The sequence below is a fragment of the Pseudactinotalea sp. Z1739 genome, from assembly GCF_049725055.1.
Taxonomy (GTDB): Bacteria; Actinomycetota; Actinomycetes; order Actinomycetales; family Beutenbergiaceae; genus CALKWS01.
Window position 1 is genome coordinate 226,467 of the sequence record NZ_JBMPQA010000003.1, and the last position, 24,883, is coordinate 251,349.

The window sequence follows — 24,883 nt, forward strand, 5'->3', positions numbered from 1 at the left end:
ACCCCGCTATCAGCCCCAGCCGAGGTCGTGCAGGCGCTCATCGTCGATGCCGAAGTGATGTGCGATCTCGTGCACCACCGTGATCGCAACCTCCTCGACCACCTCCGCCTCGTTGTCGCACAGGCGCAGCGTGGGGTTACGAAAGATCGTGATCCGGTCCGGTAGCGAACCGGCCGCCCACCACTCGCCGCGCTCGGTCAGCGGGACGCCCTCGTACAGCCCGAGCAGATCGGGTTCGCCGGCATCGGCCGGGGGTTCGTCCTCGACCAGCACCACCACGTTGTCCATCAGGTCGGCCAACTCGTCCGGGATCAGATCCAGCCCGTCGGCCACCGCATCCTCGAACTGCTCCAACGACATCTCGATCACGGCGCTGTGCACCCGCTCGCGCCGGTGGCAGCCTCCGTCGCAGCAGGTCCGCGGCTGGGACCGTTCGGCACCCCGGTCACAGGCCGCCGGCCACCGCGGCACCGGCGCGCAGCCAGGCGCGCTGGGTCTCCGCCCCCAGCGATTCGAACCGCAGCACCGATTCCACCATCGCCCGGTCATAGGGAATGGTGACCACCTCGCGCACCCAGCCGGCGAACCCGTCGGCGATCTGCTGCACCGAGGGATTCACGTCCTTCTCCCGGGCCTGGGAGACCACCACCACGGCGCCGTGGGCCAACCGGGCGCTGTGCTCATCACGCTGGCCCAGGGCCTCCAGCAACAGCGCACCTGCCTCGGCGTGCTCGGGCTTGGCGATCGTGGCCACGACCAACTGGTCGGCCTTGTCGATCATCCGCAACCAGTGATCGGCGGACTCATCGTTGCCGGAGTCGATGAAGATGAGCCGGTAGTAGCGCCCGGCCACGTCATGCACCAGATCCACGTCCTCCCCGGTGATGCGCTGCTCGGCGGAGAGCACATTCGGGTTGGACCGCAGTACGTCGTACTTGTCCGCGGCCTGGTGATGCACGAAGTGGGAGATGTCCCCGGCCTTGGCCGCCGGATCCAGCAGCGCGTGACCCCGGGGCAACAACTCCTGCACGGTGGCCTCGTGCTTGCCCTGCTCGGTGCGCCAGCCCAGCGTCCCACGCGTCTCGTTGTTGTCCCACGCCAGGGTCGCCGCACCGGAGTTGCGCGCGAAGACCGCCGCCAGCAGCGCCGTCGTCGGGGTCTTGTTCGCCCCACCCTTACCGTTGACCACCGCGATCGTGCGCACCCCGGGCCAGTGCTGGGAGACGGCGTTGACGTCGGCCCGCTCGGCCCGCTCGGCAGCGCTGGGACTGGTCCGGATACCGACCTTGGTCAGGGCACCGCGCACCCCCTGCGTCGCCGGGGCCTCGGCCTGCTCGGTGCGCAGGAACGACTCCCGCAGTTCCCGGCGCCGGGGGGAGGACTGGGCGTCGTCGCCGGATTGTGCGCTGCCGGTGTGGCGCATGGGGGACTCACGGTCCTGCACCGTCGAGCCCCCGGCGCTCCCGGGCACCTGCGCCGGCGGAGCGTAGGCTCCACCGGCGGGGGCGGGGACGGCCGGGACCTCCGGCAGTACCTCGGTCTCCTGTGCCCGAGCGGTGCTGCCCAACACATCGCGCAACCCGCCCACCTGTTCCGGCGCCGCCGGCGCCGCGGGTGCTCCGGGCTGGTCCCGGAAGGCGTGCGATACCGAGCCGGGCGAGAACGCGGGACGCACGGAACGACGTTCGGGGGCGGCTGGGGGCGCGAACGCCTCCGGTCCCGGCTCGACGCCGAGGCCCAGGTCGGGCCGGGCAGCCGGGTCCGCCGCAGTGGGCGCGGCCAGAATCGCCGGGTCCGCCGTCTCGGGATCCAGGGTGCCGGATCCGACGGCGGAGGCGGTGGCCGGCGAGGCCTCCTCGGCAGAGCCTGCCGTCGGGGCCGTGCTGTGGTCCTCGGCTACGGTGCTCATCGTTCCCCCTGCCGCCGGCGCCTCATCGATCACCTCACCGTCCGGGGTGACCACCAGCCGCCACCCCGTACCGTCCGGGTCCGTCAGTGCAACCTGTACCGGTCCACCGACGATCTGTGCCGCCAGCCCCGTGATGTAGTGCAGTGCCTGCGCCCGGGTATCGGTGAGGTCACGGCCGCTCAATTCGTATGTGCCGCCGTTGAACACCACCACCGCAGTGCGCTCGGAACGCAACTGCGCCAAGACCTCGGGAAGCACACTGTGCTCTCCGATCCCCATCGCTTACTCCTCAGTAGATCGGGTCACGTGCGGATTCCCAGCACTCTATCGACAACCGGCATCCGCACGCGCTTCGAAGGCGGCCGGCCGGACCCGTGCCGGCATCGAATCGGCCCGATGCCGGGCCCGCCGCCAGGGTGCGCAAGACCACACCGGGCTGTTTTGCCCTGCGGCAGTTGGGTACCGTATGCTTTCGGAGGTCTTGGGGCGCCGAAGTGCGTCACGGGCGTCCTGTAGGAACAGACCGGGCCCCCATCGTCTAGCGGCCTAGGACCCCGCCCTTTCACGGCGGTAGCACGGGTTCGAATCCCGTTGGGGGTGCGAATCGCAACAAGAGAATGTCCAGTATCATCAGTATCTGCAAGGCCCCGTAGCTCAGTTGGTTAGAGCGCCGCCCTGTCACGGCGGAGGCCGCCGGTTCAAGTCCGGTCGGGGTCGCGAGACACAAAATGCCCGGCTCACTCAGTGTGGTGGCCGGGCGTTCGTCTCGGGGCTCTGTAGCTCAGTTGGTAGAGCGTTCGACTGAAAATCGAAAGGTCACCGGATCGACGCCGGTCGGAGCCACCTCGCAAGACTGCGGCTTCACCCTCCGGGGTGGAGCCGCAGTTGCGTACCCGGGCCCACGTGCCGGGTCGGCCCCGTTCAGTAGCCCGCACCGGCCGGCGTTTCGTCCTGCTCGACGCCGAGGACCACGGGTGTGGACCGGTAGCCGATGCCCATCCTGTCGATTCCTGCGTCGATCAACCGCAAGAAGTGCCCGCGGTCCCGGATCGAACCCGAGCCCTTGACCTTGCAGCGGCCCGCCGCTACGGAGAGCATCGTGGCGATCATCGACTCCGACGCGCCGGTCTGCTCGTGCTGCGTCGTACCGGTGTAGAAGCCGGTGGAGGTCTTGATGAAATCGGCCCCGGCGGCAATCGCCGCCTCGGCCCCGGCCCGCACCTCGTCCACGGTGAGCGCGTCAGTCTCCAGGATGACCTTGAGTTCCACGCCGGCCTCATGGCACACCTCGGCGACAGCTCGCAGATCCTGCTCCACCCGATCGACCCTCCCGCTGCGCAACCAGCCATAGTTCGCGACGATGTCGACCTCCGTGACACCGGGGGCGAGGACGTCCCGGGTCTGCGCGAGCCGTGAGGAGGTACTGGACAGGCCGAACGGAAAGTCGACGACGACGCACAGCCCGGTCTCCGTCCCCTCACACAACGGCGCGGCGGTCTCGATGGCGGTGGGATTGATGCACACCGTGCGGCACCCGAAGTGGACGCCGTTGCTGACCTCACGCGCTATGTCCTGCACCGTGAACTCGGGCTTGAGCACCGAGTGGTCGATGTAAGCCGCCAGTTCAGCGACGGACATCTGCTCGGCGGGCTGATCGGGACTCATCGGAACTCCTGGGTCGTGACATCGATATGCCGGCTGCGGCTGGATCCCGGGCCAGGGAACGCTCCCGGTAGTTGTCTATACTTGCCGGGTTGAGCGGTTCAGTCAAGACGATGGTCACTGCGTAGCGGTGACCTTGGCCAGCCCGAAGGCGACGTCGGGATCACACCCGAGCGCCACGGCCATCCGTTCGGCGAGCATCTGGGCCCGGACCATGCCCGCGAGCAGCCCGGAGAGTTCATCCTGCGGCAATGCGATCGCACCTCCTGGTGCGACGAGCAGCGTCTCGGCGCCGCGCGCCTCGGCCCGCCCCAGCACGTCGCCCACGGTGCGTCGGGCCGCTGCGTCGACGGCGAAACCGACCACGCTGCGCCCGGGTGCCGCGATGGCGACCGGCCCGTGCGCCAGTTCCGCGGCGCTGGCGGCGAAGATGGGCAGACCCGAGGTCTCCATGACCTTGTGCGCCCATTCCGCCGCCAGACCCGACGTGACCCCCCTCCCTGTCCCGGCAACCGGTGGCGCTGACACGAGCCGCCCGACCGCCCTGTCGACCGGCTCGGTATCGGCCAGCGCCTCGGCGACCGCATCGACCAACGACTCAACCTCCACCTGCCTCCGCACGCCGTCACCGTCCCCGGGCCGCGACGCGGCCTCAATTCCCAGCAGCCACAGCAGTGCCACCTGGGCGAGCACCGTCTTGGTCGCCGGGATCGCGCGCTCGGCACCGATGCCCAGTTCCAGCACATGCGAAGCCTCCGAGGCCAGTGCGCCGCGCTCATTGACCAGAGCGACCACATGGCATCCGGCGGTGCGGAGCCGTCGCGCCGCCTCGACCACATCCGGTGTCCGTCCCGATTGGCTGATCGCGATCACGACGGACCCCGGAGGCGGCAGGGTCGCAGGCACCGATAGCACGGCGTCAACCCGCAGTGCGGGCACTGGGGCACCCGTCGCTCGGGCCAGCCACGGCGCCACCATGCTCGCCGCGTGCGCTGACGAGCCTCGAGCCAGTGTCCACAGCCCAGCCCCCGCGGGGCCGAGGGTCTGCGCCGGCAGGGCCTCAGCGACCTCGACCCGTCGATCGGCCAGACCACGCAGCCACCCGGGCTGACCAGCCATATCCGCGCGCATCCGCGCGCCGCTGCGTGCCACCATCGACTCCGCCTTCCTGTGTGTGAAGTCTGGTCTGACGCTACAGTCATGTCTATACTTTTGGTAGATAACTCGACGACGAGAGGTTCTCCCCGTGACTGCACATCGCATTGCCATGCTGGGCACCGGCCTGATCGGTGACTTCTACACCGCAACCCTGCATCGCGGACGCAACCGCGATCGGGTCGAACTCGTCTATTCCCGGAGCGAGGAACGCGGCGCCGCCTTCCGGGAACGCTGGGACGTGCCCCGCTCGACGACGTCGCTGGAGGCCGCCTGCTCCGATCCGGATATCGACACGGTCATCATCGGGCTCCCGAACGATATGCACGTCGAGGCGGTGCGGCTGGCCGCCGAGAACGGCAAACATGTCCTGTGCACCAAGCCTCTGGGGCGCACCGCGGCCGAGGCCAAGGAGATGCTCGACATCGTCGAGCACCACGGCGTCTTCGCCGGCTACCTGGAGGACCTGGTCTACACACCGAAGACCCTCGCGGCCGTGAAGTCGGTCCAGGAGGGCGCGCTCGGCGACATTCTCTGGGTCCGCTCCCGCGAGACCCACCCCGGCCCCCACAGCGCCTGGTTCTGGGACGAGAACCGGGCCGGCGGCGGCGCGATCGTGGACCTGGGCTGTCATTGCATCGAGATCTGCCGCAACTTCATCGGCAAGGACAACCGGCCGGTGGAGGTGTTCTGCTGGAAGGACACCCTGGTGCATCCGATCACCGCAGAGGACCACGCGGTGGCCCTGATCAAGTTCGAGTCCGGAGCGATCGGCCAGTTCGAGGTCTCCTGGGCGTTCCGGGGCGGCATGGACCTGCGCGATGAGGTGTCCGGAACCGAGGGCACCATCTGGCTCAACCACTTCCTGCGCACCGGGTTCGACATGTTCACCACCGGCGTGGGCGAGGGCTACGTCGCGGAGAAGGCCGAGAGTGACAGCGGCTGGCTCTTCCCGGTGGGCGATGAGATCAACGAGCTGGGCTACGTGGACATGTTCGTCGACATGTTCGACTCCATCGACAACGGCACCACCCCGCAGGAGACCTTCTACGACGGGTATGTGGTCAACGCGATCATGGACGCCTGCTTCGCCTCCTCCGACAGTGGTCGGTGGGAACCGGTCGAGTTGGTCGATTGGCGCGGGGGGTCGACGCCACGCATCTCCCGACAGGCCGAGTCGTTCGAGGGGCATCCGGTGATCAAGCGGGAGATCCTGCCCGACGGGCGCTCCAAGGTGCTCTACCAGCACAGCGAGAGCGGCGAGGTCATGGAGCAGGTCACCTCCTGATGCGCCGGTGCGGGGGCGGGTCGGTCCGCCCCCGCACCACTGCGCTGCCGCTCCGCGATCACCCGGGCGTCGCTACAGCAGCGGCACCAGCGGACGGATCACGTCCCGAGCCATGATGAAGCCCTTCTTCACCAGGCCGTCGCTACCTTCGAAGTCACGGTCCTCGTGCTCCACGCAGAGCACGCCGTCGTAACCCGCCCGGTACAACGCCGCGACGAACCTTGCCCAATCGACCTCACCCAGCCCGGGCAGCCGCGGCACCTGCCAACCGACGCCGGCGGACATGCTGCCGTTCTCGTACAACCCTTCGCGGTCGATCTCCAGGTCCTTGATGTGGACGTGGTAGATCCGATCGGCGAACTCGCGCACCACCCGTTGCGGATCGATCATGAGCCAGTGCAGGTGCGAGGGGTCGAGATTCAGGCCGAGGGTCCCGCCCTCGAAGTCCTCGAACATCCGGCGCCAGATGACGGGGTTGTAGGCCAGATTCTTCCCTGATGGCCACTCGTCTGCGGAGAAGATCATCGGGCAGTTCTCGATCGCGATGCGTACGTCGTGCTCGGCGGCATAGGCGACGATCTCGGGAAATACCTGGAGGGCGCGGGCGTAGTTCTCTTCCAGCGACCGGGTGTGATCGGCACCGATGAAGGTGCTGATCATTGGCACTCCCATCAGGCTCGCGGCGCGGATCACCGCCTTGGTGTGCTCATTGGCCGCGGTCCGCACACTCTCATCCGGGTGCAGGTTGTTCGGGTAGTAGCCCAGCGCCGAGATGCTGATCCCGAGGTCGGCGAGTTCGCCGACGATCTCCGTTCCGCGTTTGGCTGTCATGTCCTCGATGGGCAGATGCGCGGTACCGGCGTACCGCCGCGCTTCCGCCCCCGATTGGGGCCAGCAGGCGACCTCGAGCTGTTCGTAGCCGACCGAGGCGGCCCAGGCGGCGACCTCGGTCAACGGCGTGTTCTCGAAGGGGGCGGTCAACAGTCCGAGTTTCATCACGTGATCCTCTCCACATCGACCCATCGGTCCTGGGCCGCACTGATCCGAATCGCTTCCTCCACCGCCAAGGCCCGCACGCCGTCGGTGAAGGTGGGGTAGGCGGGCTCCGCGCCGGGGCTTCCGGCTGCGACATCCTGGTAGACCCGCTCGAACAGGCCGCGGAAGGTCTCCCCGAACCCCTCGACGTGCCCTCCGGGGTAGAAGGTGATCTCCGCGGCGGTTTCGCTCAACGTGACCGGATCGCGGTGCTGCACCTCATTGGGCCGGTCGCGGTGGCCGATCCACAACTCATCGGGATTCTGGGAAGCCCAGGAGAGCGCCGCCGTCGATCCATCGACCTCGAAGGACATCGAGTTCTTCCGTCCGGCCGAGACCTGCGACACGGTCATCGCCCCGCGCGCTCCCCCCGCATACCGCAACAGCACCTGGGCGGCGTCGTCGGTGTCGATCGGCACCGGCGTACCGGTGTGCCCGGCACCGGCAGAGAATGTCTCCCGTGAGCCCGACGGCTTGATCCGGGTGGGCACGAACGTGTGCAGTTGGGCGTAGACGGCCTCGATGGGTTCCCCGATCACCCATGAGGTCGCATCGAGCCAGTGGCTTCCGATGTCCGCTACCGCCCGGGTCTGCCCCGCCAGCGCCGTCTCCACCCGCCAGTTCCAGTCGGTTTCGTACAGCAACCAGTCCTGCAGGTAGCTTCCGGTGACAAGCCGGGGCGCTCCGATCGCGTCGGCGGCGACCATGCTGCGGGCGTGGTGGATGAGCGGATAGAAGCGCAGGTTGAAACACAGCGCATTGACGAGCCCACGCTCCTCGGCCAAGCCCCGCAGCCGGCGGGCGTCGGAGATGTTCGTGGTCAGGGGTTTCTCACAGACGACGTGCTTACCGGCCTCGAGGACGGCGGCAGCCTGCTCGGCGTGCAGGTGGTTCGGGGTGGCGACGTGCACGACGTCGACATCGGAATCGAGCAATTCGGTCATGTCCCGATAGGCCGGCACTCCCAGCAGGTCCGCCGGCGCCGCGGCGCGCTCCGGTGCCGAGCCCAGCACACCGGTCAGGTGGCCACCGGCTCGGCGCACTGCCTCTGCATGAACCGACCCGATGAATCCCGTGCCAATGACCGCTGCCTTGACCGGCTCACCGTCGTCCGCCATCGACCCTCTCCTTGTTCTGCTAGTCCGAGCGCTGGCGGGACACCGCCACGTACGCCCATGCCAACGCGAGCACGATGATCCCGTAGACCATCTGCTGCACCGCTTGGCCCGCGCCCAGCGTGAGCATCAGCCGGTTCAGCACGGTCAGCACCAACGCCCCCACGATGGTGCCTCCGTAGCCGCCGGACCCGCCCAGGATCGAGGTGCCGCCGATGACGGCGGCCGCGATGCTCGGCAGCAGCAGTGAGTTCGACTGGCTGGGACCGACCGATCCGGAGGTGCCCGAGATGATCATGCCCGCGATCGCGGCCAGAATTCCGACGAGGGCGTAGGTGACGATCAGGACCTGCCACACCTTGATCCCGGACAGGCGACAGGCGATGGCGTTGTCACCCACCGCATAGATGTTGCGGCCCAGGCCGGACCTGGCCAGCATCCAGATCAAGAACACCGAGATCCCCGCCCACACCACGGCGTTGAGCGGTATCGGGCCGATCAGAGTGCCCCCGCCGAGTTGCTGCAGGAGCCGTGGGACGACGGCGGAACCGGAGAGGAAGCCGCCGCTCGCCTGGCCCACGGAGACCACCCCGAGCAGAACGCTGGACATCCCGATCGTCATGATCAGCGGGTGCACCCTGAACACACCGACCCCGATGCCGTTGAGCAATCCGGCCCCGACTCCCACGGCGAGGCCCAGGGCCAAGGCGGTCGCAGTGCCCGCACCGCTCTGGGTCGCCACCACATACGCGGCGAAGTTCGCGATCATCGCCACCGACAGGTCGATTCCCCCGGTGAGGAAGGCGAGTGTCTGCCCGGCGGCGAACAAGGCCAGCGGACAGGCCAGCAGCAGGATCGAACGCAGGCCCCGGACGGTGAACAGGCTGGGATCCAAGGCTGCGGTGACGAGGTAGAACAGCACGAAGACCACGCTGAGCACGATGATCGGATGGTCGGTGAGGTAGTTGCGAGCGCGTTCGGTGCCCGTTGGTCCATCGCTTGCGGGGGCTGCCTGCGGGGTGGTGGCGGCGCTGGTCATAACTTCCTCCGCTTCATCTCAAGGAAGCCCCCGAGCATGACCACCACGATGATGATCAGGCCCTGGAGCAGCGTCGCGATGTTCGAGTTGACGCCCATGCTCAGCAGGATCGAGGGGATGAGGGTGAGGACGAAGGCCGCGAGCACCGGTCCCAGGAGTTGGCCGCGGCCACCGGCGAGCGCCACACCACCCAGCACGACGGCGGCCACCGAACTCAGCAGCGCCCCGAGGGCGACGGTGCCCTGGGGGCTTCCGCTACCGAGCAGGGCGGTGGTCACCAGTCCGGCGAAGCCGGCGAACACTCCGGAGATCAGGTAGGCCTTCACCCTGGCTCGCTTGACGATGACACCGGCCAGGAAAGCGGCTTGCCGGTCGCTGCCGATCGCATAGGTTGCGATCCCCGACCTGCTGTACCGGAACGGCAGCCAGATCAAGCAGAAGACCGCCGAAAGCCACAGCAACGAGGGCCAGGGGTTGGAGAATCCGCCGACGATCATGTTCGCGAAGTCCGGGTTGGCTCGCCCTCCGGGCCCGCCGAGGATGAACAGTGCCAGCCCCACGAACGTGAAGTGCAGCGCGAGGGTGACGACGATGTCGGGCATGCCCGAGACCGTGATGATCCAGCCCATCAGGCCCGACAGCAATGCTGTGCCGATGATGGTGAGGATCGCCACGACGATGCTCATCGCGAAGGAGGAGTCCTCCATCAGCAGCGCTGAGACGCAGTTCGCCAGCACCATCAGCGCACCGACCGCCAGGTTGATGCCTCCGGAGAGGACCACCACGCCCTGCGCCATCGCCAGGAAGGCGAGCATCAGGCCGCCGGCGGCCAGCGCGCGCACCTCGAATCCCCCGAAGTTCGCCACCTGGGTGGAGCGCAGGACGATCATGCCGACCAACAGGAGCGCCAACCCGACGACCCAGCCGTTGCGTTGCCGGAAGCGCGCGGCTGCACTGGAGGGTTTGGGCACTGTGGTCTGTGGCGCGACCTCGGTCATGTTCCCGCCTCCGATGCCTCGACGAAGCCGTGGGCAGCGCGCAGGAGTGCCTCTTCACCGGCGTCGGCCGGCAGTTCGGCGACGACGCGCCCGCGGTAGAGCACCAGGGCGCGATCGCAGACGAGTTCGATCTCGCGTAGTTCGCTGGTGTACATCACGATCGCCGCCCCTTCCTCGGCCAGTTCGCGAATGAGGTCATAGATCTGCCGCTTGGTCCCGATGTCGATACCCCGGGTGGGGTCGAACAGCAGCAGCGTTCGGAATCCCTCAGCAAGCCACCGACCGATGGTGAGTTTTTGTTGGTTCCCACCTGACAGGCGCCGGGCCTGGGATGCCGCCCGGGTATCGATGGACAGTCGGTCGATGGCTCCGTTGACGGCGCGGTTCTCCTTACGGCCGGAGATGGGTCCCCACCGCCAGAAGCGTGCCCGGGAGGGCAGCGCGATGTTCTCCCGGATGGAGCGCTTCGGCAGGATCGCCAGGGTCCGGTCGGCCGGGACGAGGGCGATCCCCCGACTGATCGCTGCGGCGGGGTGGCGCGCGTTGAGTTGTTGCCCGTCGACCACGATCTCCCCGGCGCGGGGGCGCCGGGCGCCGGCGAGTACGTCGAACAGCACTTCTTGGCCCTGACCCTCCAGCGCGGTGATGCCCACCACTTCACCGGGGCTGACGGAGAAGTTCACATCGTCCAGGATGTCGCCGGCGCTCAGACCGCGGACGACCAGGGCCGACTCGTCGATCTCGGGCCGTTCGGCTCGCGATCGCCGGCCCTGCTCCTGTTCGACGGCGGCGCCCTCTCCAAGCATCGAGTGGACGATGCGCTGCTCGCGTCCGTCCTTCGGGGCGAAGGACGCCACATCGCCACCGTCCCGGAAGACGGTGCACATGTCGCAGTGCTCAATCACCTCTTCCAGTCGGTGGGAGATGAACAACACCGAGCCCCCGGCGGCTGTATGACGGGCCATCACCTCGGTGACCTTCTCGCTGAGGTCGGAAGGCAGGGCCGCGGTGATCTCATCGAGGATAAGCAATCGCGGCTGGTGCGAGAGGGCCCGGGCCAGGTCGAGCATCCGCAGGAACGGCAACGGCACCTCGCTGACCCGTTCGGCCAGGTCCAGCCCTTGGATACCGAGTTGCTCGAGTTCGGCGATCACCGCGGCCGGGTCGGTACCGGTGAGTTTGAGGTTCGCCCTGACCGTCAGGTCCGGGATCATGGCGGGATCCTGGAAGACCGAGGCGATCCCCCGTTCGTAGCCCTCCGCCGGAGAGCGCAGCGCGACCGGCTGGCCTTCCATGGTGATACTCCCGGAATCCTTGTTGATGACACCGGTGAGAATCTTGACGAAGGTCGACTTCCCGGCGCCATTGGCTCCGAGCAGGGCATGCGCTTCACCCGGTCGAATCGTCAGGTCCGCCGACCGGAGCGCTCGCACCGCACCGTAGGACTTGGCCACGGCCTCGGCGTGCAGAAGCGGTTCGGCATCCATCATCGCGTGCGATCATCCTCCCCCGCGGGCGTGTGGGATCTCGCAGATGTGCCGGGAGCGAGGATGAACTCGTTCCCGGCACACCTCCGAGTCGGTGACTCGATCAGCCATCGCTGGGGCCGTCGCAGGCATACAGCTGCTCGCGCGTCATCTCCAAGGGGTAGTCGATGTCGATAGCGGCGCTGGTGTCCGGTCCACGGTCGGCGTCGAAGGCGCCTTCCATCTCCTCGGCGGCGTTCTCCATCGTCCAGAGCGCCGGGGTGAGGATGGTGGTCTGGTCGACGTCTTCGCCGTTGAGGATCCGTACCGCCACGTTGGTACCGACCGCACCGATGACCGCGGGGTTGGTCACTACGGCGCCCGGGGCGCCGTCGATGAGTTGGCCCACGAAGGCGCTGGAATCCTGTCCGGTCACGGGGACCAGGTCTTTACCGACCGACTCGATGCCGTTGACCACCGTGTAGTCCGCGCCGGTGGTCCACACGCCGTCGTAATCGCGGGCGCTGAATTCCTGGACTGCGATCTCTCCGGCCAGGGTGTAGTCCCAACTGGTCCACACGGTGTTGAGGTTGATGTCCGGGTAGTCGGCCAGCGCAGCCTCGACGCCTTCGTGGCGGTCGGTATCGGCCTGGACGCCCTCGATGCCCCGCATGTACAGGACGTCGCCCGAACCGCCGATCTCTTCAGCGAGCCACTCCATCCCGATCCGGCCCCACTCGACCTGGTCGTTGGTCACGATGTAGGCCTCCGGGGTGCTGACGGCCGAGTCCACTGCCACCACGACGATGCCCTGGCTGACGGCCTCTTCGATGATGCCGTTGAGTTGCTCGGGATCGGAGGGGTTGACCACAATGGCATCGACGCCCTCGGAGATCAGCGTCTGCAGGTGTTGCACCTGCTCGGTCGGTCCGGCGTTCTCGGAGAACACCACGACGTCGGAGACCTGCCCGCTGGCCAGGGACTCCGCCTGGATCGAGCAGATCATCTGCTCGCGCCAGCCGTTTCCGGCCAGGGTGTTACTCACTCCGATGACGTACTCGCCGCCACCGGCTTCGGCTCCCTCGTCGCCTTCGTCTGTTTCGGTGCTTTCGGGGGCCGGGTCGGTGTCACCGTTGCCGTCACCATTACCGTCGTCACCATCGCCGTTGCTACAGGCGGCCACGGTCAACGCGAGCGTCGCGGCAACCGCCGCGACCTTGATCCTTGCGGAACGCTTCATTGCGGATCCTCCCTTTCCCGGACCTTTCCGGGCAGTCGGGGTGGTTGGCTCCGGATCGCGGAACCGACCACCTTGATGTCTGACGTACTTGTCGAGAATGCTCAGTAACAGTGTAAGACCTGTATAGACATTCCGGACCTTAATCGCGCCCCAGGTGGCGGTCAAGGATCGAGACCCTTTCGTGATGTCGGGAGCGCTTGAGGGCGTCTGCAGGACCGGATCGACCGCCGTGGCCGGTGCCGGTGCACTGGCACTTTACCGGTTCAGGGCGCCGTGTCCGACGCCGCAACCGCAGCCCCCACCGCTCCGGCGAACGGGCCCAGTTCGGCCGGCAGCACCCGATAACTCTCCGGCGGCACGAGCGGGGAACTCGCTCGCAGTTGCTCGACCAAGGGCTTCATCAGCGGATCCCCGGCGAGCGCTACACCCCCACCGATGACCACCACCTCGGGCGTGAGCACGGTGACCAGGTTCGCCAGGCCGAGACCAATCCAGGCCCCTGCCTCCCGTAGCGCTGAGCGCGCCCGTTCGTCACCGTCCGCGGCTGCGGCAGCGGCGCCGGCGACCGTGGCGTGGCCGGCTGCGGCGGCGATGACATCCGCCCGCGCCAGCGCCTCCAGGCAGCCCCGGTTCCCACATCCGCACGGCGGTCCGTCGCGCACCAATACTTGATGACCGACTTCCCCGGCATTGCCCGACCTGCCGGTGAACAACCTCCCGCCGATGAGCACCCCGCCACCGACGCCGGTTCCCAGCACGATGCCCAGGACGTCATCGACGCCCCGGCCGGCACCGAGCCGGCTCTCCGCCAGTACGAATGCCCGGGCGTCGTTGATGATCGCGATCGGGCGTCCGGCTGCTGTCCGCAACGGTCCGGTCACTGGCACCCCGCGCCAATCCCCGGGGATGTTCGGAATCACCACGCCGAACCCAGTCTCGGGATCGATGTGTCCCGGAAGGGTCACACCCACCCCCCGCAGGGCGGGAATCCGCTCGACCCAGTCGCGGACCAGGTCCGCGCAGGCCGCGACCGTGCGCTCCGGCGCGGTCCTGTCGGTCGGGGCGCTCGCGCGATCGGTCACCGACCATTGCTCGTCGTCGACGACGGCGATCTTGGTCGTGGTGGCACCCACGTCCACACCGAGCCAGCGCGCCATTGCCAGATCCGATCGATCAGCGGTTGCGGTCGAGGTTCGACGGCGCTGCCGGATACCAACCCGGCTCGTCGACTGCCGCGGCCGCTCCCGGATCCAGTCCGACCTCGCCGGAGCGGTTCTCAGCAGCGGCGCTTCGTCGCGCGGCACCGGCGCCACCGATGGCGCGCGCGAGCCGTTGGGCATGCTGGTCATAGGCAGCGTCGAACAACTCAGCAGATCGCTCAGCGCCGATCACCGAGGCAGCGGTCAGAACCGGCGGGCGAATCCCGCGCTCGACGAGCAGTTCGGCCGTCTGCACCTTGAGTTCGTTCACGACGGCGACGGTCGCCGCAGTCGAGCCCGGACCGACCGGTTCGTCAAGCCCGGGGACGGACACCAGCGCATCTCCGGGAGGTGTGCCGATATCGATGACGAGGTCGGCGAAATGTGCCAGGTGGTCGGCGTCCGGGTCGGCCGGGGCCGCAGCCCCGGACGTGACCGCGATCGTTCGCAAGCCTCGTCTGCGCGCCCCTTGGGCCATCTCCACCGCGACCGCGGACGTGCCGGACACGCTGAAGACCACCATCACGTCCTGCTCACCGAAGGCGAAGTTGGACAGGATGACCTCGGCCAGGCCCGACGTCCGCTCGATATACATCGCTTGGCGTTGGCCGTTGGCGCCGACGACCTGGGTGTGGAAGGTGGTCGACAACTCGACGATGGGATGGAAACCGGGAAAGGAGCCGTAGCGCGGGAACATCTCCTCGACCGCGATCCGGGAGTGCCCACTGCCATACATATGCACCAGCCCACCGGCCGCGATGGCCTCACAACTCCACCGGGCCGCCGTCGCAATCGCGCCCGCCTGCGTCTGTTGGACATGGCGAATGAGTTCTATCGCACGCTCACTCCAACGCCCGGCAGTACCTGCGTGAGCATCCATACGTCCAGACCTTCCTTCATAGTTGTATAGCCAACCATGTGGGCGCTGAGCAGCCTATGATGTGGAGCATGAGTGGTCAAGCGGTGCGACGTCCGCGGCCTGCGGCCCGCTATACCGAGATCGAGAAGTGGCTGCGCGAGCGTGTTCTCAACGGGGCCCCGGGGGACCCCCTGCCCTCGGAGACCGAACTCGCCACGCAATTCAAGGTCAGCAGGATGACGGCGCGCCAAGCGGTGCAGAATCTCGCAATCGACGGGCTGGTGCGACGTCAGCGCGGCTCCGGTACTTTCATCGCTCCCCAGCCGATGCACCGCCACAGCGGTGCGCTGATGAACTTCTCCAGCGACATGCGCCGTCGTGGGAAGCGGGCATCCTCGCGGCTCCTGGAGGCAAAGCTCCGGGCGCCGACCGCCGCCGACGTCGAGGCACTGCGCCTGGAGGAGGGCAGCCGGGTGGTGAGCCTGTCCCGGCTCCGGCTCGCCGACGGGGTCCCGATGGCGATCGAGAACGTCGTGCTGCCGTCGAGCTGCGCACCCGTCCTGGCCGAGGATCTCGAGAACGGGTCGCTGCACGAGGCGCTGGTTGCCCTGGGCCGGGTTCCGACCACCGCGCAATGCTGGATCAGCGCACGCACCGCCACGGGCGCCCAAGCCCGCCTGCTCGACATTCCGCCGCGCTCGGCGCTGTTGGTGGAACGGCGCATCATCGTCGATGCTGATGACGTTCCCCTGGAGCATACCGAGAGCGCCTACGTCGCCGATCGGTACGTCATCGATGTCACCTTCTCGGTGGGTGACGTGCTACCCGGCGCCGCTGAGCCGGCGGTCGGTCCGTCAGGGACCTCGGGGTCATGACGTCGACGTCACCGACCAGCCGCCATCGACGGCGATGACCTGGCCCGTGACTGCGGCGGCCTCCAGAACCGAGCACATCACCGCCGCGACATCGTCGGGGGTGAGCATGCCGCCGGCGAGCGGCTGCTTGCGCCGTGCGAAAGCACCGATCTGCGGTGACTTCGCCGCGCGTCGGGACATCGGGGTGTGCACCAACCCCGGGGCGACCGCGTTGATCCGGATCCCGTCATTGGCGTAGGCAGCCGCAAGCGGAACGACCCAACCACTGATCGCAGCCTTCGCAGCGGCATAACCGTGCGTGGTGAAGTCCTCGGGCTGGGGCGAACTGGCCAACACGCTCGAGGTGAGCACGATCGACCCGCCCTCCCCACGCATCCGCCGGACCGCCTCACGGACGGTGAGGAACGTCGTCGTCAGGTTCAACTGCAACGCCGCCTCCCAGGACGCCAGCGACATCGCGTGCAACCAGCCGTCTCCCTGGCTGCGGGCGCTACCGCCGGCCACCGCGACCACCCTGCCGATGGTGCCCAGACCCCGCTGCGCCGCGGTGAAGGCGTCCTCGGCCTGGTCCTCGCTCTGCAGGTCCGCCACGGCGTATCCGACGCCGGCGGACCCGAGGCTGGTGGCAAGGTGCGCGCAGGAGTCCTCATCGCGTCCGATGATGAACACTGGACGCCCCTGACCTGCCAGCCGAGACGCCACTGCGGCCGCGATCCCCGAGGACCCGGTGATCACCACCCCTGGGAGAACGGGCATCGTCACCACCCTCTTTCATCTATGCACCTTGCTCCCTATAGTCTAGACAACCACCTAGTCCTGAGGCTAAGGAAGTGTGATCGCAGTGGCAGCAGACCTTTGGGCCCAGGTGCCCCAACTCGAGCGGGTCGATGTGGTCGTCGCCGGGGCCGGCTCGGCCGGTTCGACCGCAGCCATCGCGGCAGCCCGCCAAGGCGCCTCGGTACTGCTGCTGGATAAATTGCCGTTCCTGGGCGGGTCCAGCACCGCGGTGCTGGATACCTTCTACGGCTTCTACTCCCCCGGCTCCAGTCCGCGGCGGCTGGTCGGCTCCATTCCCGGCGAGGTGGTGGACCATCTACGCACCCTGGGTCCGGTGGTGGAAAGACCCAACACCTACGGCGCCGGTACCGGGGTGACGTATCACGCCGAGCATCTCAAAGTCACCTGGGAGACCATGACGACCGAGGCCGGCGTGCGCGTCCTCCTGCACACGATGGTCCAGGACGCGAAGGTCATCGACGGACGCCTCACCGAACTCCTGCTGGCCACGAAGGCCGGGCTGCGACGCGTCAGCGCCCACACCTTCGTGGATGCGTCCGGTGACGCCGATCTGTGCCACTTCGCCGGTTTCGGCTACGAGACGGCCGGAGCGGACTCACCCGCGCAGACCCTCACCACGACGTTCCGGATGATCAACGTTGATCACGAGCAACGCCGCTCGATCGACAAGGAGGGCCTGCGAGCGCTCATGCTCGAGGCAGCCGAGGACGGATACGAACTCCCGCGCCGGGACGGCAGTGACCACATCACCCCGGTTGCGGGCATGACCGCCACGGTGATGACCCGGCTCGACTCGGTGCAACGCGATGCCGATGGTCAACTGCGCTCCGTGCTGGAGCCCGAGCGGCTGAGTGCAGCGGAACTGGCCGGGCGCCGTCAGGCCCTGGAGTACGTGCGATTCCTCGTCGACCGCGTCCCCGGCTACGCCGATGCCGCCCTGGGCGCTCTGAGCACACAGGTGGGTATCCGCGAGAGCCGGCGCGTCTACGGCGACTACCGGGTCACTCGCGAGGACGTCCTGGGCGCCCGGCAGTTCGACGACCAAGTGGCCCTGTGCGGTGCCCCGATCGAGGACCATCACTCCGGCGATGGCACGGCATGGGCGTACCTCCCCGACGGCACTGCGGTGGGAGTGCCGCTGCGCAGCCTCATCGTCCGGGACGCGCCGAACGTGCTCGTGGCCGGACGCTGCTTCTCGGCGACCCACGATGCCCACGCGAGCATTCGTTCCATGGCCCAGTGCATGGCGATGGGACAGGCTGCGGGCACCGCGGCCGCGCTCGCGGCGACAACACCCGGACTCAGCGGGGATGTGCGAGAGGTTGCGCCGCAGCAGGTCCGCGCGGTGCTGCGCCGGGCAGGAGCCATTCTGGAACTCGACGAGGCCCGCGAGGTCATGCCATGAGCGCCGGACCGGGGCCGACCAGCCCGCAGTCCAGCCCGCCCGGCGCGGGAATGGTGCGCACCGTCACCGGCGACGTCCCCGCGACGGACCTGGGGCGCACCTACGCCCACGAGCACCTCGTCCTGCACAGCGCGCTCATCGCCGCGGGCTTCCCGCACATCCTGCTCGACGACGTGGACCTGGCCGTCGCCGAAGTCAGTTCCTGCGTGGCGGCCGGCGTCGCCACCATGGTCGACGCGATGCCCTGCGCATCGGGCCGGGACGTGCTGCGACTGGCTGAGATCGCGCGCCGAGCCGCCGTGCGAGTCATCGCCGTCACCGGGGCGCACCATCAGCGTTACTACGGTCCGCAGCACTGGACGGCTCGGCTGGACCCAGCCGAGCTCGGTGAACTCTTCACCGCCGACCTGCTCATCGGGATCGACGCGTTCGACTACACCGGTCCGATCGTTCGCCGCACATCACATCGCGCCGGCGCGATCAAGGTGGCCACAGGCGGGCCGGAACTCAGCATCCGCGATCGCACCCTGATCGCCGCGGCCGCCTACGCCCACCAGCGCACAGGTGCCCCGGTGCTGACGCACTGTGAGGGCGGCACCGGCGGGCTGGAGCAGATCGAGGCGTTCGCCGAGGTCGGTGTGCCGGCGGGCGCGCTGATGCTCTCCCATGTCGACAAGGTGACCGACCCGGGCTACCACGCCGAGTTGGCGAGTACCGGCGCCTGGCTGGTGTACGACCAGGGACTGCGCCAGCACCGTGACGAACTGCCGGCGACCGCCGGGCTGATCAGCCGTGCGACCGAGTCCGGCTACCTGGACCAGGTGCTGCTGGGCACCGACGGCGCCCGGAGGGACCTGTGGCGCGGCTACGGCGGCGAACCCGGTCTGGACTGGCTCGCCGGCCAGTTCCCGGCCCGCCTGCGCGCGATCGGGCTCGACCCGGAACAGATCGACTCCCTGTTCGTCAGCAACCCGGCCCGGGCTCTGGCGTGGCGTGCCGGCCCCGGCCATGGTCCGGGTTCGGGTGATCCCTGGAGCGGCGTGGTGCCCGTTGCCTCCCCGATCGATCCGTAGCAGCATCGAGCCGACGAACACCCATGGAAAGGGACCTCAAGATGCGAGTCGCGATCGGAGCACCGGGCAACGGGGCGGTGCTGAAGGACGAACTGAAGGCCCACCTGGAGGCGGACCCGCGCGTGAGCGACGTCATCGACCTTTCCACGGCGGAGATCACCCGCAGGTGTCCTTCCAGGCGGCCCGTGCCGTGCTCGACGGCACGGCCGAGCGCGCGATCCTGGTCTGCGGAACCGGGATCGGCACCGCGATCGCGGCGAGCAAGGTCAAGGGCGCCCGGGCGGCCACGGCGCACGACCTGGTCACCGTGCGCGGCTCGGTGGAGAACTACGACGCGCAGATCCTGTGCATGGGTCAGAACGTGATCGCCCCGGCGGCGGCGAAAGCGCTGGTCGACGTGTGGCTGGACCTGCGTCACGATCCGGCGAGCAGTTACGGGCCCCGGCTCACCGAAATCGATGACTACGAAGCGCGCTGACGCCTAACAGAGACGCCGGCCGGATGGGCCGGCGCGGGACGAGCGGTCGGCGCCGCTACGCGGGGAATCCGCCTCCTGAGTTGCCCCGAAGCCGCGGGAGCGGTTGGCTGAGTCAGCAGACTAGGGTGAGGGATAACGCAGGACGGAGACAAAACATGGTCCAGGACAGTCACACTACGAGGGTTCCCTCCGGCGAGACGCCCTCGGTCGGCGCACTGCTGGCCAAGGTCACCGAGAACATCTCCGCGCTGGTGCGCGATGAGATCGAACTCGTCCAGACCCAACTCGCCGAGAAGGGCAAGGCGATGGGCCTGGGTATCGGCCTGTTCGTCGGTGCGGGAGTTTTCGGGCTGTTCATGCTCGGTTGGCTGCTCACCGCCGGGATGTTCGGTCTCGCCACCGTGATGCCTTACTGGGCGGCCTCGCTCATCGTGGCCGGGGTGCTGCTCGTGGTCGTCGTGATCCTGGCCCTGCTCGGCAAGTCGGCGCTGTCCAAGGCGCCGTCGCCCCACACCGGTGAGAACATCAAGAAGGACGTCGAAGCCGTCAAGCAGGGAGTCAAGTCATGAGCACCGAGACCGGCAAGGGGCCCGGGGCAGCCGACCCCAAGGAGACCCGTAAGCGCACCGCCGACGAGATCGAGGCGGACCTGGCAGCCAAGCGTCTCGAACTGACCCGCAGCGTGGACGCCTTGGTCGACCGCGTCGACCCGCGCACCCAGGTCTCCGGTTTCGTCAACGACGTCAAGTCGGGCGAGCCCCGCGCGGTCTCCATCGTCGGGGGCGTTGCCGCCGCGATCATTGGTGTGATCGGTGTGACGATCCTGCGCCGTAGCCGCTGATCCCGGCGTTTTTCCACGGGCCCTGGGCAGCCTGCCGCAGGTAACCAGTTGGCCCATCGCCACCGCCTACATGTACGGTGGTAGCACGAACACATTGACCAAATCCCGGTGGTCACTACGTCCTCGGACGGTGTGGCCCCGGCAGTATCCGGTGGAGGGGGTCTCGCTCATGGGGCGCGGCCGTCAGAAGGCAAAGCAGACCAAAGTCGCTCGGAAGCTGAAGTACTACAGCCCCGAGACGGACTACGAGGCGCTCGAACGCGAACTCGCCAGTGGGACGCAGACCGATCTTGCCGATCGGTACGACATCCCGCCCGCGACCGACGAGGACGACGACTGGGACAGGCCCTCGAACTGAGGCCGTGACCGGGTGTGCCACAGGGGTCCGTGACCCCTGAACCACCTGGGTTGCTCAGCCGTGCCCGGAACGGGACGACGGCGGCGCCGTCACGCGGTGCGGTACGCGCCGTGCATCTGCACACCTCCGCCGTGCACACCCTTGGTGCCCCGCACCACCGGCGCCACGGATTCATCGATGCTGCCGGCCCGGTGCACCTGACCCAGCACCCAGGCGGGCACGTCGCGCTCGCCGAGCAGCCGCAGGGTCTCATCCACCCCGTCTGCCGGCACGATGGCGATCATCCCGACGCCCAGGTTCAACGTCGCCTCCAGATCCGGCCAGGGCACCTCGCCCAGGCCGCGCACCACGTCGAACACGGCCGGTACCTGCCAGGACGAGCGGTCCACGGTGGCCACCAGGTCGGCCGGCAGGACCCGGGCCAGGTTCGCCGCCAGCCCCCCGCCGGTGATGTGGCTGAAGGCGCGCACACGTGCCGGAGCGTGGGCGGCCAGGGCCAAGGCGTCACGGGCATACACCCGGGTCGGTTCGAGTAGTTCGGCGCCCAGGGTACGGGCGAACTCCGGGACCTGCCGGTCCAGTTCCCATCCGGAGCGGGCGATCACGGCGCGCACCAGCGAGTACCCGTTGGCGTGCAGACCGGAGGAGGCCATCGCGACCACCACGTCACCGGCACGGACTCGGTCCGGCCCCAGCACGTCGTCGGCCTCCACGACTCCGGTGGCTGCCCCGGCGACGTCGTACTCGTCCGGGGCGAGCAGGCCGGGATGCTCTGCGGTCTCCCCGCCCACCAGGGCCGTGCCGGCCAGCTGGCACGCCTGCGCGATCCCGCGCACGATGTCGGCGATGCGCTCGGGCACCACCGAGCCGGTCGCGATGTAGTCGGTCATGAACAGTGGCGTGGCGCCGACCACGACGATGTCGTCGACCACCATGCCCACCAGGTCGAAGCCGATGGTGTCGTGCACATCCATTTCCTGGGCGATGGCGACCTTGGTGCCCACCCCGTCGGTGGAGGTGGCCAGCAGCGGGCGGCGGTAGTCCTTCAGGGCCGAGGCGTCCACCATTCCGGCGAACCCACCCACGCCACCGATCACGGCGGGTGTGTGCGTGGCGCGCACAGCGTCCTTCATCATCTCCACGGCCTTGTCACCGGCCTCGGTATCCACTCCCGCGGAGGCGTAGGTGATCGGGCTCCCACCCGGGCCACCCGGTCCCCCGTCCGGGCCCGCTGCGCCCGGCGCCCCTGGTACGTCGGGGCCGTCCTCATCGTGGCTGGTCACGGCCGCAGCAGCGCTCCTTCACCGCCGGGGGCGGTCGAGAGGGCGTTCAACCCGTCCTGCGGATCGCCCAGCGGCAACTCCTCCTGGTCCAGCATCATCGCCTCATCAGCCGGTTCGGAGACCGGCAGCGGATAGTTCCCGGTGAAGCAGGCCGTGCAGAGCCGGGCGGCGTCCTGTTCAGTGGCCGCGATCATGGCCTCCACGGAGATGTAGCCCAGCGAGTCCGCACCCAGGCTGGCCCCCACCTCCTCGGCGTTGAGCCCGTTGGCGATCAACTCGGCCCGGGTGGGGAAGTCGATGCCGTAGAAACAGGGCCATTTCACCGGAGGAGCGCTGATCCGCACGTGCACCTCGGCGGCACCGGCCTCGCGCAGCATCCGGATCAGGGCGCGCTGGGTGTTGCCGCGCACGATCGAGTCGTCCACCACCACCAGCCGCTTGCCCCGGATCACCTCCCGCAGCGGGTTGAGTTTGAGGCGGATGCCGAGTTGTCGGATGGTCTGGGAGGGCTCGATGAAGGTGCGGCCCACGTAGGCGTTCTTGGTCAGCCCCTGGGCGAAGGGGATGCCGGACTCGGTGGCGTAGCCGATCGCGGCCGGGGTGCCGGACTCGGGCACCGGGATCACCAGGTCGGCCTCGGCGGGCCATTCCCTGGCCAGCGAGCGGCCCATCTGCACCCGCGCGGCGTTGACGGACCTGCCGGCGATGGTGGTGTCCGGGCGGGCCAGGTAGACGTACTCGAACACGCAGCCCTTCGGGGCGGCCTCGGCGAACCTGCGTGAGCGCAGCCCGTCGTCGTCGATCACGATCAGTTCCCCGGGTTCGACCTCGCGCACCACCGAGGCGCCGATGATGTCCAGGGCGGCGGTCTCGGAGGCGACCACCCAGCCCCGGGACAGGCGCCCCAGCACCAGTGGGCGGATCCCCTGGGGGTCGCGCGCGGCGTACAGGCCTCGTTCGTCGATGAAGGCCAGCGAGAAGGCGCCGCGCACCCGCGGCAGCACCTCCATCGCGGTGGTCTCCAGGTCATGGCCGGGGTCGCCGCTGAGCAGGGCGGTGAGCACGGTGGTGTCGGTGGCGCAGGAGTCCAACCGGTGCCGCACGGCGCTGCCGTAGCGCTCCTCGACCAGGCCGATGAGCTCGGAGGTGTTCGTCAGGTTCCCGTTGTGCCCCAGCGCGATCGTGCCCGAGGAGGTCGGCCCGAGGGTGGGTTGGGCGTTCTCCCAGACCGAGGCCCCGGTGGTGGCATAGCGCACGTGGCCCAGGGCGATGTGCCCGGTGAGCGGACGCAGCGCGGTGTCGTTGAACACCTGGGAGACCAGACCCATGTCCTTGTACACCAGGATCTGCTTACCGTTGGAGGTGGCGATCCCGGCCGACTCCTGGCCGCGATGCTGCAGGGCGTACAGGCCGAAGTAGGCCAGCTTGGCCACTTCCTCCCCCGGTGCCCAGAGCCCGAAGACGCCGCAAGCGTCCTGGGGACCCTTCTCCCCGGGGAGCAGTTCATGTGAGAGTCGACCATCTCCGCGCGCCACGGCACCATCGTCCCACATAACGCCAGGGCCGCGTATGGCGCCAGGGCGGGCTCGCCGGGTCAGGATCGACGACGACGGGCCCGGGCGTCCATGAGCAGCGCCACCGCGCAGGCGGCCAGGGCGAACACCGGAACCAGGAAGACCGAGAGGAACAGGAAGACGCCGGGCAGGGACAGGAACTCGGTGGGCCGGGCGAACACGGCCGTGACCACCGCGCAGACGATCAGGCCCACCAGCGCGCCGAGCGTCCCGATCCGGCGGAAGCGAGGCACCTTGCGCACCGTGGTCGGGTCCGCCATCGCCATCGCCTCGTCGCCGCTGACCACGTCAGCGGTCGACGGCGCAGCCTCCCGGGCGGTATCGGCGCCGGTTCCGGCGCGGGCATCCTGAGCGTCATCCACTCCTCCGACGCTAGCACCACCGATCACAGCGGCAACGGCAGCACCTCACCGAGGTCGGCGCGCAGCCCGGAGGCCTGCACGCGACCACTGGCCAGCGCCTCATCCCAGCCGAGCGTGCCGGTGGCCAGGGCCAGCCAGGTGTGCGCGTCCGTCTCGATCACGTTCGGTGGCGTACCGCGGGTGTGCCTGGGCCCGGCGATGGCCTGGGTGACCCCCGCCGGGGGGACCCGCACCTCCACCGCGTTGCCGGGGTGGTGCCGGGTGAGCACCTGCAGGGCGAACCGGACGGCGGTACGCACCTGCGCGCCGTCGGCCGCGCCGGTGCGCCACGCCTGCAGTGCCTGGACGCCCTCCTGGGGCGCTATCGCTCGAGCCACGCCTGGAGGTTACCGGTCGCCGCAGCCGTGGCACTCCCGAGGGAGCACGACCGGCCCTTCATCGGATCAGGCTGCGCGCGGCGGGGTCCGATAAGGGGTTGCCACGCCGGTACCTAGCGCTACTATGTACCAGTAGTGAGTGACACTGAGTAGTGAGGTGCGATGAGTAAACAGGTCACCGAGATGCTCAAGGGCACGCTGGAGGGTCTGGTGCTGGCCATCTTGGCCTCCCGGCCCGCCTACGGCTACGAGATCACCGCGTGGCTTCGCGATCAGGGCTTCACCGATATCGCGGAGGGCACCGTGTACGCCCTGCTGGTCCGCATCGAGAAGCGGCAACTGGTGGATGTGGAGAAGGTCCCCTCGGAGAAGGGTCCGCCGCGCAAGGTCTACACACTCAACGCCCAGGGACAGCAATACCTCGATGAGTTCTGGAGGAACTGGACGTTCCTCACCGAGCGAGTCGACCAACTCCGTCAGGAGGGGAAGTAGAG

Annotated in this window: 26 protein-coding genes and 3 tRNA genes; 12 read left to right on the forward strand and 17 right to left on the reverse strand. The window is 68.5% G+C overall.

Annotated features, from left to right (window positions below; all coding sequences use genetic code 11):
- Positions 1–9: 9 nt before the first annotated feature.
- Both ACO0LV_RS05475 and ACO0LV_RS05480 read right to left on the reverse strand, forming a co-directional pair.
- Positions 10–360 (reverse strand): metallopeptidase family protein, encoded by a 351-nt coding sequence (locus ACO0LV_RS05475; protein ID WP_424786998.1) that lies wholly within the window; start codon positions 358–360, stop codon positions 10–12.
- An 85-nt stretch (positions 361–445) separates the two neighbouring features.
- The gene (locus tag ACO0LV_RS05480; RefSeq protein WP_424786860.1) at positions 446–2,188 is read right to left on the reverse strand and encodes an AAA family ATPase; all 1,743 of its coding nucleotides are present in this window, start codon (positions 2,186–2,188) and stop codon (positions 446–448) included.
- Positions 2,189–2,436: 248 nt separating this feature from the next.
- On the opposite strand from ACO0LV_RS05480, the gene ACO0LV_RS05485 reads away from it, so the two are divergent.
- From ACO0LV_RS05485 to ACO0LV_RS05495, 3 genes are all read left to right on the forward strand, one after another.
- Positions 2,437–2,509 (forward strand) — tRNA-Glu (locus ACO0LV_RS05485).
- A 43-nt stretch (positions 2,510–2,552) separates the two neighbouring features.
- A tRNA-Asp gene (locus tag ACO0LV_RS05490) sits at positions 2,553–2,626 on the forward strand.
- A 53-nt stretch (positions 2,627–2,679) separates the two neighbouring features.
- Positions 2,680–2,752 (forward strand) — tRNA-Phe (locus ACO0LV_RS05495).
- Positions 2,753–2,830: 78 nt separating this feature from the next.
- Here the strand turns inward: ACO0LV_RS05495 and deoC are convergent.
- Both deoC and ACO0LV_RS05505 read right to left on the reverse strand, forming a co-directional pair.
- Entirely contained in the window at positions 2,831–3,574 is a 744-nt protein-coding gene (gene deoC / locus ACO0LV_RS05500; RefSeq protein ID WP_424786861.1) for a deoxyribose-phosphate aldolase, read from the reverse strand.
- Between the two features lie 114 nt (positions 3,575–3,688).
- The gene (locus tag ACO0LV_RS05505; protein ID WP_424786862.1) at positions 3,689–4,726 is read right to left on the reverse strand and encodes an SIS domain-containing protein; all 1,038 of its coding nucleotides are present in this window, start codon (positions 4,724–4,726) and stop codon (positions 3,689–3,691) included.
- Between the two features lie 91 nt (positions 4,727–4,817).
- Here ACO0LV_RS05505 and ACO0LV_RS05510 point away from each other — a divergent pair, with 91 nt between their 5' ends.
- Entirely contained in the window at positions 4,818–6,014 is a 1,197-nt protein-coding gene (locus ACO0LV_RS05510) for a Gfo/Idh/MocA family protein (protein WP_424786863.1), read from the forward strand.
- A gap of 72 nt (positions 6,015–6,086) precedes the next feature.
- Here the strand turns inward: ACO0LV_RS05510 and ACO0LV_RS05515 are convergent, their stop codons facing one another.
- From ACO0LV_RS05515 to ACO0LV_RS05550, 8 genes are all read right to left on the reverse strand, one after another.
- Positions 6,087–7,010 (reverse strand): sugar phosphate isomerase/epimerase family protein, encoded by a 924-nt coding sequence (locus ACO0LV_RS05515; protein WP_424786864.1) that lies wholly within the window; start codon positions 7,008–7,010, stop codon positions 6,087–6,089.
- A complete protein-coding gene (locus ACO0LV_RS05520; RefSeq protein WP_424786865.1) occupies positions 7,010–8,167 on the reverse strand; it encodes a Gfo/Idh/MocA family protein in 1,158 nt (385 codons plus the stop codon). The genes ACO0LV_RS05515 and ACO0LV_RS05520 overlap by 1 nt, the downstream gene beginning before the upstream one ends.
- A gap of 19 nt (positions 8,168–8,186) precedes the next feature.
- The gene (locus ACO0LV_RS05525) at positions 8,187–9,203 is read right to left on the reverse strand and encodes an ABC transporter permease (RefSeq protein WP_424786866.1); all 1,017 of its coding nucleotides are present in this window, start codon (positions 9,201–9,203) and stop codon (positions 8,187–8,189) included.
- The gene (locus ACO0LV_RS05530) at positions 9,200–10,201 is read right to left on the reverse strand and encodes an ABC transporter permease (RefSeq protein ID WP_424786867.1); all 1,002 of its coding nucleotides are present in this window, start codon (positions 10,199–10,201) and stop codon (positions 9,200–9,202) included. The genes ACO0LV_RS05525 and ACO0LV_RS05530 overlap by 4 nt, the downstream gene beginning before the upstream one ends.
- Positions 10,198–11,691: a sugar ABC transporter ATP-binding protein gene (locus ACO0LV_RS05535; protein ID WP_424786868.1), complete on the reverse strand. Its 1,494-nt coding sequence runs from the start codon at positions 11,689–11,691 to the stop codon at positions 10,198–10,200. The genes ACO0LV_RS05530 and ACO0LV_RS05535 overlap by 4 nt, the downstream gene beginning before the upstream one ends.
- A 100-nt stretch (positions 11,692–11,791) precedes the next feature.
- A complete protein-coding gene (locus tag ACO0LV_RS05540) occupies positions 11,792–12,907 on the reverse strand; it encodes a substrate-binding domain-containing protein (RefSeq protein WP_424786869.1) in 1,116 nt (371 codons plus the stop codon).
- A gap of 263 nt (positions 12,908–13,170) precedes the next feature.
- Positions 13,171–14,064 carry an ROK family protein gene (locus ACO0LV_RS05545; protein ID WP_424786870.1) on the reverse strand — a complete coding sequence of 298 codons (894 nt, stop codon included), beginning with the start codon at positions 14,062–14,064 and terminating at the stop codon, positions 13,171–13,173.
- Positions 14,065–14,080: 16 nt separating this feature from the next.
- Positions 14,081–14,986, reverse strand: coding sequence for a sugar isomerase domain-containing protein (locus tag ACO0LV_RS05550; protein ID WP_424786871.1), 906 nt, complete (start codon positions 14,984–14,986; stop codon positions 14,081–14,083).
- 68 nt (positions 14,987–15,054) lie between these two features.
- On the opposite strand from ACO0LV_RS05550, the gene ACO0LV_RS05555 reads away from it, so the two are divergent.
- Positions 15,055–15,840 (forward strand): GntR family transcriptional regulator, encoded by a 786-nt coding sequence (locus tag ACO0LV_RS05555; protein ID WP_424786872.1) that lies wholly within the window; start codon positions 15,055–15,057, stop codon positions 15,838–15,840.
- On the opposite strand, the gene ACO0LV_RS05560 is transcribed toward ACO0LV_RS05555, so the two are convergent.
- Positions 15,835–16,596 carry an SDR family NAD(P)-dependent oxidoreductase gene (locus ACO0LV_RS05560; protein ID WP_424786873.1) on the reverse strand — a complete coding sequence of 254 codons (762 nt, stop codon included), beginning with the start codon at positions 16,594–16,596 and terminating at the stop codon, positions 15,835–15,837. The genes ACO0LV_RS05555 and ACO0LV_RS05560 overlap by 6 nt on opposite strands.
- Positions 16,597–16,681: 85 nt before the next feature.
- Here ACO0LV_RS05560 and ACO0LV_RS05565 point away from each other — a divergent pair, with 85 nt between their 5' ends.
- The 6 genes from ACO0LV_RS05565 (at position 16,682) to ACO0LV_RS05590 (ending at position 20,793) form a co-directional block, all read left to right on the forward strand.
- On the forward strand, positions 16,682–18,043 hold the full coding sequence (locus tag ACO0LV_RS05565; protein WP_424786874.1) for an FAD-dependent oxidoreductase: 1,362 nt from the start codon (positions 16,682–16,684) through the stop codon (positions 18,041–18,043).
- Positions 18,040–19,116, forward strand: coding sequence for a phosphotriesterase family protein (locus tag ACO0LV_RS05570; RefSeq protein WP_424786875.1), 1,077 nt, complete (start codon positions 18,040–18,042; stop codon positions 19,114–19,116). The genes ACO0LV_RS05565 and ACO0LV_RS05570 overlap by 4 nt, the downstream gene beginning before the upstream one ends.
- Before the next feature lie 166 nt (positions 19,117–19,282).
- Positions 19,283–19,594, forward strand: coding sequence for an RpiB/LacA/LacB family sugar-phosphate isomerase (locus ACO0LV_RS05575; protein ID WP_424786876.1), 312 nt, complete (start codon positions 19,283–19,285; stop codon positions 19,592–19,594).
- 155 nt (positions 19,595–19,749) lie between these two features.
- A complete protein-coding gene (locus tag ACO0LV_RS05580; protein ID WP_424786877.1) occupies positions 19,750–20,163 on the forward strand; it encodes a phage holin family protein in 414 nt (137 codons plus the stop codon).
- The gene (locus ACO0LV_RS05585) at positions 20,160–20,435 is read left to right on the forward strand and encodes a DUF3618 domain-containing protein (RefSeq protein ID WP_424786878.1); all 276 of its coding nucleotides are present in this window, start codon (positions 20,160–20,162) and stop codon (positions 20,433–20,435) included. The genes ACO0LV_RS05580 and ACO0LV_RS05585 overlap by 4 nt, the downstream gene beginning before the upstream one ends.
- 169 nt (positions 20,436–20,604) lie before the next feature.
- Positions 20,605–20,793 carry a DUF3073 domain-containing protein gene (locus ACO0LV_RS05590; RefSeq protein ID WP_424786999.1) on the forward strand — a complete coding sequence of 63 codons (189 nt, stop codon included), beginning with the start codon at positions 20,605–20,607 and terminating at the stop codon, positions 20,791–20,793.
- A gap of 89 nt (positions 20,794–20,882) precedes the next feature.
- Here ACO0LV_RS05590 and purM read toward each other — a convergent pair whose 3' ends face one another.
- From purM to ACO0LV_RS05610, 4 genes are all read right to left on the reverse strand, one after another.
- The gene (purM, locus tag ACO0LV_RS05595) at positions 20,883–21,983 is read right to left on the reverse strand and encodes a phosphoribosylformylglycinamidine cyclo-ligase (RefSeq protein ID WP_424787000.1); all 1,101 of its coding nucleotides are present in this window, start codon (positions 21,981–21,983) and stop codon (positions 20,883–20,885) included.
- A gap of 89 nt (positions 21,984–22,072) precedes the next feature.
- Positions 22,073–23,611: an amidophosphoribosyltransferase gene (gene purF, locus ACO0LV_RS05600; protein WP_424786879.1), complete on the reverse strand. Its 1,539-nt coding sequence runs from the start codon at positions 23,609–23,611 to the stop codon at positions 22,073–22,075.
- Between the two features lie 59 nt (positions 23,612–23,670).
- On the reverse strand, positions 23,671–24,012 hold the full coding sequence (locus ACO0LV_RS05605) for a hypothetical protein (RefSeq protein ID WP_424786880.1): 342 nt from the start codon (positions 24,010–24,012) through the stop codon (positions 23,671–23,673).
- 23 nt (positions 24,013–24,035) lie between these two features.
- A complete protein-coding gene (locus tag ACO0LV_RS05610; RefSeq protein ID WP_424786881.1) occupies positions 24,036–24,389 on the reverse strand; it encodes a sterol carrier family protein in 354 nt (117 codons plus the stop codon).
- A gap of 162 nt (positions 24,390–24,551) precedes the next feature.
- On the opposite strand from ACO0LV_RS05610, the gene ACO0LV_RS05615 reads away from it, so the two are divergent.
- Complete coding sequence (locus tag ACO0LV_RS05615; RefSeq protein WP_424786882.1) at positions 24,552–24,881, forward strand: PadR family transcriptional regulator; 330 nt, start codon at positions 24,552–24,554, stop codon at positions 24,879–24,881.
- Positions 24,882–24,883 lie beyond the last annotated feature (2 nt).